Origin of the sequence: Salirhabdus sp. Marseille-P4669 (genome assembly GCF_900240405.1) — a bacterium.
GTDB lineage: Bacteria > Bacillota > Bacilli > Bacillales > Alkalibacillaceae > OEQK01.
On record NZ_OEQK01000002.1, the window covers coordinates 175721 to 190012 of the forward strand.

The window sequence follows — 14292 nt, forward strand, 5'->3', positions numbered from 1 at the left end:
ATTCTGTTCTTCAGACCAAGTGATGTATGGTAAAGGCTATACTGCTTGAATCCAAGACGAATGAACGAGAGGAAACGTCGTTGTCTACGATAGTTAAACGGCAACGTGAACAAAATAGGGAGCATTTCACCAGAACGCACTCTATCGTAAGGTTTGTTCATCAATCCTTTGATAAAGGAAAACGTCGAAATGGATACCTAACCATCACGTATCTAATTTATGTACTAGCAGGGATTGCCTAATTGGTTATTCCATAAGGTAACGGAGTCTCCATAGTACTCTACGTTTGCTTGTAATGAGTTTAGCAAGGGAAAGGGAGACAGGTTGATCGTGCGTTCGTTTTGAAAGGAGTCATGAATATGGCAAATAATCCATTTCAACAATTAAACGTAATTCGAAATGCTTCTAAAAAGGGAAAAAGGATTGTTGATTGTTATCGTCTATTATATAAATCGCAATTATGGCTAAGTTTGAATAAAAAAGAGGAATTAAATGTTTTGGGGCATCACACGGATTACGTAATAGAACAGTTAAAACAAGGGACTTTTCGCTTCCAAGATAATGCTATTAGTATTGAAATGAAGCGAAAACTTCTTGAATTACTTTATACAATATTGCTCCATATATATGAACCAGTGTTGGAAAGGCATCATTGCTTTGACAATCACTGTTTACCCAATCATCAAAACGTTTGTCGTTATATGAAAAAAAATTGGGCAAAATCCAACTGGTACATACGAGGTGACGTACAGGTAGACATTCGTAACCTTTCCCACTCTATATTGCTTAAAACAATTGCTTCCAAAATAAAAGATACTCGATTTAGAAGCCTTATTCATAATGCCATAACAAATTTTTCAATGCTAAGTGAAACAAAAGCTTTAAAAAAAGTGGTTAACAAATTATCTCGACTCCTTGTAAATATATATTTCATTCCTTTAGATAATGCAATCCTATATGACAAAAATATACGACAGTATGTCCGTTATCATCAAACCCTCTTAATTGGCGTGAACACCTCTAGACGTATTTCAGAAGAGGTGAAAGCTTCAATTCACTATGAATTCCAAAAAAATTTATGTATCCCGAAACAAAATATCAATGTGCAGCATATTCATGGCAGAAAACCAATTACGTTGGGGGACTATGAACTGAAATTCTCCCCACATACAAAAGCTGGGTGCAGGAAGTTAACAATAACTATTTCTAAAAGTAAAGTTTTTGAGTTTGCCAGGAACAGAGGCTATGGTTCTTTACAAAACTTTCAAGCAACCCATCGACCATATCTAGTTAATAAAAAGGATGTGGAAATAGTATCGGTCTATAATAACGAGCTAAAGGATTTTGCTCGATTATTCACGAATAGTGATTCTATTCATCTGCTGCACAAATTATTTAAATTAGCAGAGAAAAGCTTTATCCAAACCATTGCATTAAAAAGAAAAAGCACTGCTTCCAAAGTAGCTAAACAATTACGAAAACCAAGACAAGGAAGATTAACGATTGTTCATAAAGATGACGATAACAACAAGAAGCATCATGTATTTATTATGGTTAAGGATCTTCATTTTTCGAAGTAACGATCAACTGGCGAGCCGTATACGCTGAAAGGTGTACGTACGGTTCTGAGGGAGGAATAGATTTCCATTGGTTTGGCGTCTATCTTCTACCCTACGATCCAACTCCTTCTCAGGAGGATATCCATGTGACAAGAAGAATATCTGAGTGTGGAAAAATGATTGGAATAGAACTTTTAGACCATTTAGTTATAGGAGATCGTAAATACGTATCGTTAAAAGAAAAAGGATATTTATAGACCTATCTATTTTGATTTTTTTTTCGTATAATATTATAGACACGAAAAATAAAGCGCCATTTTATAATGGCGCTTATTATCATTAATTTTAGGAAGAAAATAAGGATGTATTTTTCATTTACCATAATTCCAAGCAATACATATGATGACAATCCATTTACACGTGTTATATATGGAGACGAAATCGATAAAATATCGGATTCCCTAACAACTTATATTGGGAAAGGAAGATTCATTTGGCAAAATTCGGTTTATCACAAGACCTAGGGATTGATTTAGGCACAGCTAATACGCTCGTTTTTGTAAAAGGAAAAGGCATTGTGATGCGGGAGCCTTCAGTTGTCGCAAGAAGAGTAGATAGTGGTAAAGTGGAAGCAGTCGGAAATAACGCGAAAATGATGATTGGCCGTACTCCTGGAAGTATAACGGTTATTCGACCAATGAAGGATGGGGTTATAGCTGATTATGAAACAACTGCTATGATGATGAAATATTATATGAATAAGGCATCTCGAAAACGTTCCTTTTTTGGGAGGAAACCAAATGTTATGGTATGTGTTCCTTCAGGCATCACCATGGTTGAAGAGCGCGCTGTATTAGATGCAACAAAACAAGCAGGAGCAAAAGATGCCTTTACCATTGCCGAACCCTTTGCAGCGGCGATTGGGGCAGGATTGCCTGTATGGGAGCCAACTGGTAGTATGATAGTGGATATTGGTGGTGGAACAACAGAAGTTGCTATTATTTCACTAGGTGGTATTGTAACAAGTCAATCGATACGTATTGCCGGAGATAAGATGGATGATTCCATTGTTCAATATATTAGAAAAAAATATAATCTTTTAATTGGTGAGCATACTGCAGAAGTAGTGAAAATGGAGCTTGGCACTGCTCTAATATCTGATGACATTGATGATATGGAGATTAGAGGTAGAGATTTAGTTACAGGCTTACCAAAGACGATTACTATTACAAATGAAGAAATTGCTTCGGCCTTAAGTGATACGGTTTTAGCTATTGTAGAAACCGTAAAAAATACATTAGAGAGAACCCCTCCAGAACTAGCCGCGGATATAATGGAGAAAGGCATTGTTCTTGCTGGTGGTGGAGCATTGTTAAAAAACTTAGATCAAAAAATCAGTGCTGAAACAAAAATGCCTGTATTTGTTGCAGAGGACCCTCTAGATTGTGTTGCAATAGGTACTGGTAAAGCATTAGATTTTATCCATCATTTTCGATCTAATCCAAATGTTGCGAATCAAACGAGACATTGATTATTATTAAGAGAGCAAACAAAAGTAGGTGTAAGGCATGTGGTCCTTTTTTCGCAAAAAAGTTTTAATTATCATATTAGTAAGTATTATTTTGCTTGTGACATTAATCGGTTTTACAATGAGAAATCGAGAAGAAGTTTCTCTTCCTGAGGAACTGTTAAAGGATACGATTGGTTGGGTACAAAGTGTGTTTCGAGTTCCGACCAACTTTGTAATTGATTTCTTTACAGATGTAAACGATTTGAAGTCAACATATGAACAAAACGAAGTATTAAACGAACATTTATCCGAATATAAAGATTTATTATATGAAGTTCAAGTTTTAAAAGAAGAAAATGAAGAATTACGTGGTATATTAGAAATAGAAGAAACTTTACGAGATTTTCATCCAATTTATGCTACAGTTAATAGTAGAAGCCCAGAGCTTTGGGTAGAGCAGGTAACGATTAATAAAGGAAAACAGCATGGTGTAGAGCCAAATATGGCTGTTCGAACAGCGGACGGCATGATTGGTAAAGTGAAGACAGCTTATCAATTTACCTCCACCATTCAATTACTAAGTGGTTTTGATATAAATAATAGAGTTTCGGTTATGATCCAAGGTAATGAAGAAAAAGATAATACGTATGGACTTATTGAGGGCTACGACCAAGAAAAAGAGGCTTTAATATTGACTGTAAAATCCGCTGAATTGCAGGAAGGTGAGTTAGTTGTAACCTCTGGTCTTGGGGGTGTATTCCCAGCTGGTATTCCAATTGGGGAAATTCAGTCCATTGAGACAGATCCATACGGTTTAACAAACATTGGCTATATAAAACCTGCTGCAGATTTATATGACTTAAATCAAGTTATTGTGATAGACCGTGATGTTGCTGCCCCTGAGGAAAATGCAGAGCTTGAGGAGGAGGAATAATGAAGCGATTATTTATTCCTCTATTCCTACTCATATTATTAGTGTTAGAAAGTACGGCAATTAATGTATTACCAACAGAATGGATATACTCGAAGAATTTTATTATTCCTCATTGGACATTGGTATTTGCTATTTTAGTAGCTATTTTCTATGATCGCGACCATACATACTTCTGTGTATTGTATGCAATCATCTTTGGTTTTTTAATTGATTTAACGTATACAAATATTCTTGGTGTTTATATGTTTTCTTATGGATTAGTCGTTTATCTTATTCATGAATTAAAGCAACTATTTCACCCGAATATTATTGTAACGTTTCTATTAACTATTTTAGGGATATTCTTGGCGGAGCATTTTATTTATGGTTTATACTTTATGATTGGTGTTACAAACTTGAGTTGGACAAGTTATTTATCAACACGATTTATTCCTACCCTTTTAGGGAATGTATTGTTTTTAATTATTCTGTATCCAATTATCAAAGGTAAGTTATTAAAATGGTCTGAAGAACAGTTACCAGAGAAATAAAAAATTCAATTTGTTCAACACGCAATATAAAGGAATTTCTACCTTATTTATCGAAAAATAGTATTATTGAGGTGAACCTCTGTGAAAAACAAAAATCAGGCTGTTACAATAAAAGGCACAAAAAATGGATTAACTTTTAATATAAATGAAAAAAGTTCCTACTCGGATATAATAAAAGAACTAAAAGAGAAGCTTTCTACAACAGTTGTAGAAAGTGATCATCCAATGGTGAAAGTGAATATTCATGTTGGAAATAGATATTTGACACCGGAAATGCGGGAAGAGATTTCTGAAATAATACGTAACAAACAAAATTTTATTATTCAAGAAATCGTTTCGAATGTTATTCAAAAGAAGGAAGCAGAAGAATTTTACAAGTCTTTAGAAGTAACAACATTAACTTCCATTATCCGATCTGGTCAAGTCATGCATGTTAATGGTGATGTATTGCTTATTGGAGATGTAAACCCAGGGGGAAAAATATCTGCTACTGGTAACATCTATATCTTAGGAAGATTAAATGGAATTGCACATGCTGGATATGATGGGAATCGCGATGCAATTGTAGCTGCTTCTTATATGAATCCTACGCAGCTAAGGATATCAGACCTTTTCAGTAGATCACCAGATTATGAAACAGAAGGTATATCGATGGAATATGCATATATTGATGAAGAAAGCGAAACGATTTTAATCGATCGACTACATAAAATCTCAAAAATTCGACCAAATATAGGTACTTTTGAAAGGAGAATAATGAATGGGTGAAGCAATTGTTATTACTTCTGGAAAAGGCGGGGTTGGTAAAACGACAACAACGGCTAATGTAGGAACATCCTTAGCATTATTAGGGAAAAAGGTTTGTTTAATTGATACGGATATTGGATTAAGAAATCTAGATGTTGTTTTAGGTTTAGAAAATAGAATTGTCTATGATATTGTAGATGTTGTTCAAAAAAGATGTAAAATAAACCAAGCTCTTGTTCGGGATAAGCGATTTGATTGCTTGCATTTATTACCAGCATCACAAACTAGTGATAAGAGTGCGATTACGCCTAAGAGTATGGTAGAGATTATTAAAGAATTAAAAGGGGATTACGATTACATTTTAGTAGATTGTCCAGCTGGTATAGAGCAAGGATATAAAAATGCCATTGCGGGTGCTGATAAGGCAGTCGTTGTCACAACCCCAGAAAAGTCGAGTGTACGAGATGCCGATCGCATCATTGGATTATTAGAGAAGGAAGAACATATTGAAGCACCACGCTTGATCATCAATCGTATTCGTACACATATGGTGAAGACGGGTGATATGCTAGATGTGAATGAGATTGTTTCCATTTTAGCAATTGATCTATTAGGAATTGTTGCAGATGATGATGAGGTTATAAAGGCTTCCCATCATGGAGAACCAGTAGCATTCCAGCCAAATACGAAGGCTTCTATATCTTATCGAAATATTGCTAGAAGGATATTAGGAGAGTCTGTACCGTTGATGTCATTAGAAGATGAAAAAGGGATGTTTACAAAAGTAAAGAAATTTTTTGGTATACGTTCGTAATATATGAAATTATGAAAAAACAGTCACTTTATGTAAAGTAGCTCCGTTTCGGTGGAGTAACATACGAAATAGCATATTAATTAGCAGACCAAATCACATATGATTTGGTCTTGTTTTATTCTTTTGTATTTCAGCGGTTATTGGTTTTTAACGCTTGAATTAGCGATTTAAAATCATACCCCAAATAGCATAGTGTCAATAACAGTTGTCAATGTACTTTTTCCTATGCGAATTTGTATGTTATTTCAATGCTGTTTTTTTTAAATAAAGAGGACAATTGGTATTTTATGTTATTATTAAGTTATAGAGTTATTGAAATAACGGGGCAGGTTAGTGTGAGAAGGAGTTAACAGTATAGAATTAAAGTTTTATATATCAGTTCCTAAATGCCTTATTATAATAAATCCTAGTAAATTAGTATTAAATTAAAGCTTATGAGAAGTTCAAAAATCACCTTTAAATAGGGGGAGCAAACCTTTAATAAGAGAGTTATTTTTGAATAATTTCAATTGAACTAACGGGGGCGATTGTTAATAAGACAATCGCTTCTTGTGCTAACGCCGCAGGTTACTGCATGATAGTTCAACCGCTAAAATAAATAAAGAATGGAGGAATCGATTTGTATGGAAAGACGTACAAAAGCAACCTTAATTTTTGTCACATCTATTGTTTCCATATATGTCATATTTGCAATGATAGAAACAGCAAATTTAAGCTCCAAAACAGTCGATGAAGCATTCGGAAAATTTATAAACGGTGAATTTAAAACCGAAGTTGCTCAGAATGAAATTGATAAAGAGTTTTACAGAAAGGGTAATTATACATTTGTACCATTTGAGTTTGAAGATAGTGTTTCCTTAGTTCAGTTTGAGAAAGGGATTTTTGGTTGGAAAAAAAGCTATCATTCTCACTATAAAAATAGAGATTATTCACATTCAGGTTTTTATGGTGATGGAGAGAGTCTTTTTCACGGTATCATACCAAAAGATATAGTTTCTGAAACGAAGACCATAAAAGTAAATGGAAAAAATGCAGATATTGTTATGCTTAATAATGAAATTGCGATTTGGATTATAATGGATATTCAAAATAATTTCGACAACTTAAATATAGATGCCTTAGATAAATTTGGAAATGTGATTGCTGAGTTATAAATAGAGTAAGTATTCCTAAAGGGATTGTTGTAATGTATTGAACTTAAACGAAAGGGGTGGGTTCGTTTAACAAGAAAATATAAGATTGAACGCTTGGGTAATTAAAATACCCAAGCGTTTTTGTTTGCTAATTGTACTGTTATTTACAGTGCTAAAAATAGTGCAATCAGCATATCGATTTAGCCTGTTTTTTTAGATCTTCTCCACAATATCGGAACTACTTAATTTTATGTTGGCTGTTTGATTTATGGAACAGCTTTTTCTTTTTCTCGATTAAATGTGTTCATATTTTTCCTTTCAGAGAATAGACTTGTACAAACTATCTTTTTAAGGAATGAGGAGCTTTGGCAAATAAAAATCTTAATGAAATTAGAAAAAACATTACAAAAAGAAAACAACAGAGAAGGCAGCATATTCATATTGGTGATGCGAAAGCAAAGGTAAAAAGTTTTCAGCACTTTGATGTTCCACAGGAGGAAGAAAAGCATGGATATTTTCCTTTCTCCAATCATAATCCATCCAGTAATAGTGATAGTTTAGTAATTCCAGCCTTCCTATTTAAAGCTCTTTTAGCGGGTATTCTATTTGTTGCCACTGCATTAATACTACGAATGGATGTGGAAGCACTGGACAAGCCCAGAAATTTTATGTTAAGTGCTCTTACGGAGGATTTTAATTTTGCAAAGATGCAAGGATGGTACCGTGATAACTTAGGGACTCCATTCGCCTTCTTAAATGAAAGCAACTCGAAAGTGGAGCATGTTAGTAATGAGGGACTCGTTTTACCGGTAAACGGGAGTATTTCCGAATCCTTTCAAGAAACCGGTGAAGGCGTCATGATTGAGGTTGCAACTCAGGATGATATGAGTGTAACGGCAATGGAAGCTGGTACAATCGTATTTGCGGGCAATGATAAAGAGACAGGGAAAACGATTATTATACAGCACGAGGATGGAAGCAATTCTATTTATGGTAATCTAGATGAAATGGATGTATTTCAATATCAATTTGTTTCAAAAAATGAAATTATAGGTACACTTAAACCCCAAGAAGGAAGTGCGACAGCAAGTCTTTATTTTGCAATTAAGAATAAACGAACATTTGTAGACCCGATAAAGGTGATTCAAGTTGATGACCAAAATTAAAAGCCACCTAGCTTCTTGGCACATCCATCCTTTATTGTGGATTGTTCTTTCAATCGGGGTTTTAACAGGTTCTTTTACAGAAATGATTGTTATTTTTATTTTAATTTTTATACATGAGATGGGCCATTTCTTTATGGCTCTTTTTTTTCGCTGGCGCATTAAACAAGTCATGTTTTGGCCATTTGGTGGAGTAATGGAGACGGAGGAATACTTTACGAGATCCTATAAAGAAGAGTTTCTTGTTGTATTGATGGGACCATTGCAGCATATTTGGATGCATTTTGTACTGCTGTATCTTCTGCATAACGATGTCTTCTCCCCAGGGCTTATGGAGTATGCTATCTCTTATAATACCGCTTTGTTTCTGTTTAATTTATTACCAATCTATCCCCTTGATGGAGGGAAGATATTGTTACTACTTATGTCTTACCAATTTCCTTTTCAAAAAGTAATCCATTATACTATTATTATCTCTGTTTTCTTTATTTTTGTAGGGTTATGTATTACGTATTTATTTGAATGGATGACCTTTCATACATTATGCTTAGCCAGTTTCCTGTTAGTAGAAAATCGCTTAGAATGGAAGCAAAGGCAATTTATCTTTTTACGTCATTTGTTGGCAAGATATCAAAATCCGATCGATCAGAAAAGCATCATAAAAAATTTAAAAGCAGATTCAACGATTAGTGTTTATGATGTGATGAAAGGTTTTCACAAGGGATACTATCACACTGTCCATTTTACGAGTCCAACAAAGGGATACATTGCCCTTGATGAGCAACAATGCTTGACTGCGTTTTTTGAATGGAAAAAGCCCTATGAGTCTATAGAATCAGTAGCAAAATTAGTAAAAACTTAGCGGAGCGATAAAAGTGAAATCAATTTATATTCAAACGATTCCAAGTGAAAAATTTGCCTTGTTAACAGAAGGCCAAAACATCCAACAATTTTCCGTGGATCGGTCCATTAATCAAACCCTAGTTGGTAACATTTATTTAGGTAGGGTTGCTAGAATCGATCATGGATTACAATCTGCTTTTATCGATATTGGCCATAAAAAATTAGGGTTTCTATCGAAAAAAGAATTGCCAGCTTCAAGAAGAGACAGTTCAAAAGGAATTGAGCATATCATTCATGAAGGCATGAGTATTATCGTTCAAGTAATGAAAGACCCTTATGGAAATAAGGGTCCTACTGTTACAGCAAATATTACTCTTCCTGGTCATTATCTTATTTACTTGCCAAATAGTGACTACCTAGCCTTTTCCAAAAAAATCCTAGGTGCAAAGAAGGAACAAATTCAACAATACTGGAAGAACTGGGAAATGGACAAGGAAGGGGCCATTATTCGCACATCTGCTCTTTTTGCCTCGGAGGAACAATTAAAGAAAGAGTGGCACTATTTAAAGGAAAAATGGTTGTTGCTACGAAACAATAGTGCAGCTAAAAAGGCACCAACGTTGTTATTTGAAGACCCGGTTATCCCAAATCGTTTTTTGCGGAAGTTTGCTTCATTACAAATTGAGGAAATCGTTTTTGATGAAGTAGAGGTTGCGCAAGAGATGAAGGAGGAATATCCCCATCTAGCAAATCGTATTCGTTGGAGTAGGCGATTGGAACAGGAACTACCTATGTCCATTGATACATTGATTAATCAAGTAACATCCAATCGTGTCAAATTACAGTCTGGTGTAGAGATAATTATTGAAAAAACAGAGGCTCTCACTGTAATTGATGTAAACACGGCTTCTTACATTGGAAAACAATCAAAAGAGGAAACGATTGTTAAAACGAATATATTAGCAGCAAAAGAAATTGCTAGGGAGTTACGATTACGTAATTTATCAGGGATTATTTTAATCGATTTTATTGACATGAAGCAAAAGCAAAATCAAGCATTATTGCTGGAGGAAATGAGCAAATTATTACAAGAGGATCCAACCTTTACACAAATTCACGGCTTTACTAGTTTAGGAATTTTAGAAATGACACGTAAGCGAGAGGGATTAGATAGTTTTTCACTTTTTAGTAATAAAGATACGAGACAATCGGATTTAGAAGTAGCCTATCAATTAGAGCGAGAATTGTTACGTTATCGTCACAAAGATACCGATGCGTTTTTAGTGGAGCTTGACCCTACTGTCTATGAAATGTTTGTCCAATATATTCAACTGGATAAGCTTAAAAATCAGTTAAAAACTCCTGTATTTATAGAAAAAAAGACTTTAGAAAATCGCAAGTATGTGATAAAGTTTATAGGTGACGTAAATTGGCTTAAGCGTCTCGAGACCAACGGTAATACTCTTGACAAACTTTTTTAGTTTGTGGTAGTATTCAAATGTTGTAATAAACGGTAGCACCGGATGCTACAACCGCACAGAACAGGTTTTGAAACTAGTGTTTATCAAGCTACAGTGCTTGCTTTTCGTTAGTACCTGTATGGCGAGTCTTAGTCTAAAGAGGAGGTGCAGGAATGTACGCAATTATCGAAACAGGTGGAAAACAACTAAAAGTAGAAGAAGGACAAGAAATCTTCGTTGAAAAATTAGGTGTTGAAGCTGGTGAAACAGTAACTTTTGATAAAGTTTTAGCTGTAGGTGGAGAAGAACTTAAAGTTGGTGCTCCTTATGTTGACGGCGCTTCTGTTACAGCAACAGTTGTTAAAGAAGACCGTGCTAAAAAGGTAACAGTTATCAAATTTAAGGCTAAAAAGAACTACAAGCGTAAGCAAGGTCATCGTCAGCCATATACAAAATTGACGATCAATAAAATCCAAGCGTAAGGATTAATGATATGATTCATGTTCGAATTATACGAAATGAACATAAACATATTGCTTCATTTGAAGTATCGGGGCATGCAGAAAGTGGTCCTTATGGCCATGATTTAGTATGTGCTGCTGTATCCGCTGTAACATTTGGAACAGTTAATGCAATAATGAAGCTATTGTGTATAGAGCCAACTATTCAACAAGGTGGAGAAGGTGGCTATTTAAAAATGGACCTTCCTACGATTACGATTCCGGAAGTGCTCGAAAAAGCACAAACTCTACTAGAAGGAATGGTTGTTTCACTCGAAACGATTGAACGTGATTATCATCAATATATTACAATTTCCTAAATAAGAGGGGGTGCAACAGTATGCTACGTTTAGATTTACAGTTTTTCGCATCGAAAAAAGGTGTAGGTAGCACAAAGAACGGACGTGATTCTGAATCAAAACGTCTTGGTGCAAAACGTGCTGATGGCCAATTCGTAACAGGTGGTTCTATTCTATATCGTCAACGTGGAACAAAGATCTATCCTGGAACAAACGTTGGTATCGGTGGAGATGACACACTATTTGCTAAAGTTGATGGTGTTGTTCGTTTTGAGCGTTACGGTCGTGACCGTAAAAAGGTTAGTGTTTATCCTGTAGCTCAAGAAGCTTAATGTAGATAAAGGAACTTTGACCTGTCAGGTTAAAGTTCTTTTTTTATTGCTTGATCATTATATGGGCAATAATTTAAGAACAGAATAAGATGAAACCGCTCCCCAAAAGAATAGGGAAATATGTTATAATTTTTCTTACTATTATTTAAAGGGAGCGGGTCTATATGAAAGCAGATGAGGTAGTGGATATGTTTCGCCATTATCGACATGATTTATTGAACGATATCCAATTAATTCATGGTTATGCTTCAATGGGCAATCTAGATAAAATAAAAGATAAGCTTCAGGATTTGTTACAAAAGACAAATGAGGAACGTCGATTAACGAATTTGAAATGTCCTCATTTTACGTTATGGTTAATGAATTTCAATGCACAGTATGAAAATATACGTCTTTCCTATAAAGTATTGATACAAGAAGACTTATCCACTTTTGATTTAACTTTATATGCTACTTGTCAGGAAATCATACAAATATTACATAACTATAGTTCAAAAGAAAAATTATATAATGGAGAGCTAATACTCTTTAATGAAGGTGAACCAAAAGTGAAACTTACGTTTGATGGTGCATTTCGTAACTTGGAAGAATGTAGACAAAAGCTAAAGAAACAGGAGTATGTAGAAACAATAGAAGTTAAGGAAGAAAAGTTATCCGTGCTATTCGCATTTTAAGAGCTTTTCTAATGAGGTGAAGATATGTTTGTAGATCAGGTCAAAGTTTATTTAAAAGCTGGAGATGGAGGAAACGGCGCGGTTGCCTTCCGTCGGGAAATATATGAACCAAACGGCGGTCCTGCTGGTGGCGATGGCGGAAACGGTGGAGACATTATTTTTGAAGTGGATGAAGGTTTGCACACCTTAATGGATTTCCGTTATAAAAAGCATTTTAAAGCAAAAAGAGGAGAGCATGGCATGGGGAAAGGGATGCATGGTAAAAATGCCGATTCCCTTATTGTCAAAGTTCCACCTGGTACAACGGTTAAAAATCTAGAAACTGGAGAACTCATAGCAGATTTAACGGAAAATGAGGAACAAGCGATTATCGCAAAGGGTGGTCGTGGTGGAAGAGGCAATATCCGTTTTGCTTCTGCTAGAAATCGTGCACCAGAAATTGCAGAGAACGGGGAGCCGGGTGAGGAGCTAGAAGTTCAAGTTGAATTAAAGGTACTTGCAGATGTTGGTCTAGTCGGTTTCCCTAGTGTTGGGAAATCTACTTTACTATCTGCTGTAACTGCTGCGAAGCCGAAAATTGCGGATTATCACTTTACGACATTAGCCCCTAATTTAGGTGTTGTGGAAACAAGTGACCAAAGAAGCTTTGTTATGGCTGATTTACCTGGATTAATTGAAGGTGCTCATTTAGGGGTAGGGCTAGGACATCAATTTTTGCGACATATTGAGCGAACAAGAGTTATTGTGCATGTCATTGATATGTCTGCAATGGAGGGTCGTGACCCGTATGAAGATTACGTTACAATCAACGATGAGCTGAAGCAATATGATATTCGGTTAGAGGAACGACCACAAATTGTCGTAGCAAATAAAATGGATATGCCTAACGCAGAAGAAGAGTTGGAAAAATTTAAAGAGCAGCTAGATGAAGATGTTCCAGTCTATCCAATTTCCGCCTTTACACGAGATGGTTTAAATCATCTGTTGTTAGCAATCGCTGATCAGCTTGAGCGAATTCCGAAAAATCAATTTGTGGAAGAAGAAAAAGAGGAACGAGTTATTTTCCGTCATCGTAAAGAAGAAACGCCATTTGAAATTACAAGAGATCCAGACGGTGCTTTTGTATTATCAGGTGCGAAAATAGAGAAAATGTTTAAAATGACCAATTTAAATACGGATGATTCTATTCGTCGTTTTTCAAGACAGATGCGCCATTTAGGAGTAGATGAAGCTTTAAGAAAACGGGGAGCAAAAGACGGAGATACGGTACGCTTGTTAGACTTTGAATTTGAATTTGTAGAGTAATCATATTTGTGTAGAGGAGAAGGAAGATTGGGTGAAAAGAAGGAGAAGTTTTATTTAGTTCGAAGTGATGTTTTACCTGAATCTATGAGGAAAACACTAGAGGTTAAGGAACTTCTAGAAATGGGGAAAGCCTCTTCGATTAACGATGCTGTTCAAAAGGTGGACTTAAGCAGAAGTGCATTCTATAAATACAAGGATGCCGTATTTCCTTTTCAAGCCATGGTGAAAGAACGAATGATCACATTGTTTTTTCATTTGGAGGACAGGGCAGGAACGTTATCCAAATTATTAGCAACAGTAGCAAATGCAGGCTGTAACGTTTTAACGATTCATCAAACCATCCCATTACAAGGGAAAGCAAATGTTACACTTTCGATTAATACAAATTCGATTCAAATTGAAATGGATGAGTTAATCCAACAATTAAAAAGGTTAGACTTCGTTTTACGAGTGGAAATTTTAAGTACAAACGCTTAAGGGGAGGGGAGA

17 protein-coding genes, 1 pseudogene and 1 other annotated feature are annotated in these 14292 nt (G+C 35.4%); all 18 genes and pseudogenes read left to right on the forward strand.

Going from position 1 to position 14292, the window contains the following annotated elements:
- Positions 1 to 80 precede the first annotated feature (80 nt).
- On the forward strand, positions 81 to 242 hold the full coding sequence (locus C1A05_RS17965) for a hypothetical protein (protein ID WP_159461990.1): 162 nt from the start codon (positions 81 to 83) through the stop codon (positions 240 to 242).
- Positions 243 to 359: 117 nt separating this feature from the next.
- Positions 360 to 1580 (forward strand): hypothetical protein, encoded by a 1221-nt coding sequence (locus tag C1A05_RS03880; RefSeq protein ID WP_102026880.1) that lies wholly within the window; start codon positions 360 to 362, stop codon positions 1578 to 1580.
- Between the two features lie 95 nt (positions 1581 to 1675).
- Positions 1676 to 1816, forward strand: a pseudogene (locus tag C1A05_RS03885) (JAB domain-containing protein); the annotation flags it as partial.
- Between the two features lie 236 nt (positions 1817 to 2052).
- Positions 2053 to 3090 carry a rod shape-determining protein gene (locus C1A05_RS03890; protein WP_102026882.1) on the forward strand — a complete coding sequence of 346 codons (1038 nt, stop codon included), beginning with the start codon at positions 2053 to 2055 and terminating at the stop codon, positions 3088 to 3090.
- 37 nt (positions 3091 to 3127) lie between these two features.
- A complete protein-coding gene (mreC, locus tag C1A05_RS03895; RefSeq protein WP_102026883.1) occupies positions 3128 to 4003 on the forward strand; it encodes a rod shape-determining protein MreC in 876 nt (291 codons plus the stop codon).
- Complete coding sequence (mreD, locus tag C1A05_RS03900) at positions 4003 to 4533, forward strand: rod shape-determining protein MreD (protein WP_102026884.1); 531 nt, start codon at positions 4003 to 4005, stop codon at positions 4531 to 4533. Before mreC ends, mreD begins: the two co-directional genes overlap by 1 nt.
- Positions 4534 to 4614: 81 nt before the next feature.
- A complete protein-coding gene (gene minC / locus C1A05_RS03905; protein WP_102026885.1) occupies positions 4615 to 5301 on the forward strand; it encodes a septum site-determining protein MinC in 687 nt (228 codons plus the stop codon).
- On the forward strand, positions 5294 to 6094 hold the full coding sequence (minD, locus tag C1A05_RS03910; protein WP_102026886.1) for a septum site-determining protein MinD: 801 nt from the start codon (positions 5294 to 5296) through the stop codon (positions 6092 to 6094). The genes minC and minD overlap by 8 nt, the downstream gene beginning before the upstream one ends.
- 623 nt (positions 6095 to 6717) lie before the next feature.
- Entirely contained in the window at positions 6718 to 7248 is a 531-nt protein-coding gene (locus C1A05_RS03915; RefSeq protein ID WP_102026887.1) for a hypothetical protein, read from the forward strand.
- Positions 7249 to 7592: 344 nt separating this feature from the next.
- Positions 7593 to 8393 carry a M23 family metallopeptidase gene (locus C1A05_RS03920; RefSeq protein ID WP_102026888.1) on the forward strand — a complete coding sequence of 267 codons (801 nt, stop codon included), beginning with the start codon at positions 7593 to 7595 and terminating at the stop codon, positions 8391 to 8393.
- Positions 8380 to 9252: a site-2 protease family protein gene (locus tag C1A05_RS03925; protein WP_102026889.1), complete on the forward strand. Its 873-nt coding sequence runs from the start codon at positions 8380 to 8382 to the stop codon at positions 9250 to 9252. The genes C1A05_RS03920 and C1A05_RS03925 overlap by 14 nt, the downstream gene beginning before the upstream one ends.
- A gap of 13 nt (positions 9253 to 9265) precedes the next feature.
- Complete coding sequence (locus tag C1A05_RS03930; RefSeq protein ID WP_159461991.1) at positions 9266 to 10714, forward strand: Rne/Rng family ribonuclease; 1449 nt, start codon at positions 9266 to 9268, stop codon at positions 10712 to 10714.
- 39 nt (positions 10715 to 10753) lie between these two features.
- Positions 10754 to 10853: a sequence feature (ribosomal protein L21 leader region), on the forward strand.
- 13 nt (positions 10854 to 10866) lie between these two features.
- Positions 10867 to 11175 (forward strand): 50S ribosomal protein L21, encoded by a 309-nt coding sequence (gene rplU, locus C1A05_RS03935; RefSeq protein WP_102026891.1) that lies wholly within the window; start codon positions 10867 to 10869, stop codon positions 11173 to 11175.
- 11 nt (positions 11176 to 11186) lie between these two features.
- Positions 11187 to 11513, forward strand: a complete 327-nt coding sequence (locus tag C1A05_RS03940) for a ribosomal-processing cysteine protease Prp (RefSeq protein WP_102026892.1) — start codon at positions 11187 to 11189, stop codon at positions 11511 to 11513.
- A 20-nt stretch (positions 11514 to 11533) separates the two neighbouring features.
- Positions 11534 to 11824 (forward strand): 50S ribosomal protein L27, encoded by a 291-nt coding sequence (rpmA, locus tag C1A05_RS03945; RefSeq protein WP_102026893.1) that lies wholly within the window; start codon positions 11534 to 11536, stop codon positions 11822 to 11824.
- A gap of 164 nt (positions 11825 to 11988) precedes the next feature.
- Positions 11989 to 12498, forward strand: a complete 510-nt coding sequence (locus C1A05_RS03950; protein ID WP_102026894.1) for a Spo0B domain-containing protein — start codon at positions 11989 to 11991, stop codon at positions 12496 to 12498.
- Between the two features lie 24 nt (positions 12499 to 12522).
- On the forward strand, positions 12523 to 13803 hold the full coding sequence (obgE, locus tag C1A05_RS03955) for a GTPase ObgE (RefSeq protein WP_102026895.1): 1281 nt from the start codon (positions 12523 to 12525) through the stop codon (positions 13801 to 13803).
- A gap of 27 nt (positions 13804 to 13830) precedes the next feature.
- Positions 13831 to 14280: an ACT domain-containing protein gene (locus C1A05_RS03960; RefSeq protein ID WP_102026896.1), complete on the forward strand. Its 450-nt coding sequence runs from the start codon at positions 13831 to 13833 to the stop codon at positions 14278 to 14280.
- The last annotated feature ends 12 nt before the right edge of the window (positions 14281 to 14292 follow it).

Bases quoted from the DNA above. Each gene is read 5' to 3' on its own strand.
- C1A05_RS03880 (WP_102026880.1), top strand. From the start codon at position 360: ATGGCAAATAATCCATTTCAACAATTAAACGTAATTCGAAATGCTTCT.
- mreC (WP_102026883.1), top strand. From the start codon at position 3,128: ATGTGGTCCTTTTTTCGCAAAAAAGTTTTAATTATCATATTAGTAAGT.
- mreD (WP_102026884.1), top strand. From the start codon at position 4,003: ATGAAGCGATTATTTATTCCTCTATTCCTACTCATATTATTAGTGTTA.
- minD (WP_102026886.1), top strand. From the start codon at position 5,294: ATGGGTGAAGCAATTGTTATTACTTCTGGAAAAGGCGGGGTTGGTAAA.
- C1A05_RS03915 (WP_102026887.1), top strand. From the start codon at position 6,718: ATGGAAAGACGTACAAAAGCAACCTTAATTTTTGTCACATCTATTGTT.
- C1A05_RS03925 (WP_102026889.1), top strand. From the start codon at position 8,380: ATGACCAAAATTAAAAGCCACCTAGCTTCTTGGCACATCCATCCTTTA.
- rplU (WP_102026891.1), top strand. From the start codon at position 10,867: ATGTACGCAATTATCGAAACAGGTGGAAAACAACTAAAAGTAGAAGAA.
- C1A05_RS03940 (WP_102026892.1), top strand. From the start codon at position 11,187: ATGATTCATGTTCGAATTATACGAAATGAACATAAACATATTGCTTCA.
- rpmA (WP_102026893.1), top strand. From the start codon at position 11,534: ATGCTACGTTTAGATTTACAGTTTTTCGCATCGAAAAAAGGTGTAGGT.
- C1A05_RS03950 (WP_102026894.1), top strand. From the start codon at position 11,989: ATGAAAGCAGATGAGGTAGTGGATATGTTTCGCCATTATCGACATGAT.
- obgE (WP_102026895.1), top strand. From the start codon at position 12,523: ATGTTTGTAGATCAGGTCAAAGTTTATTTAAAAGCTGGAGATGGAGGA.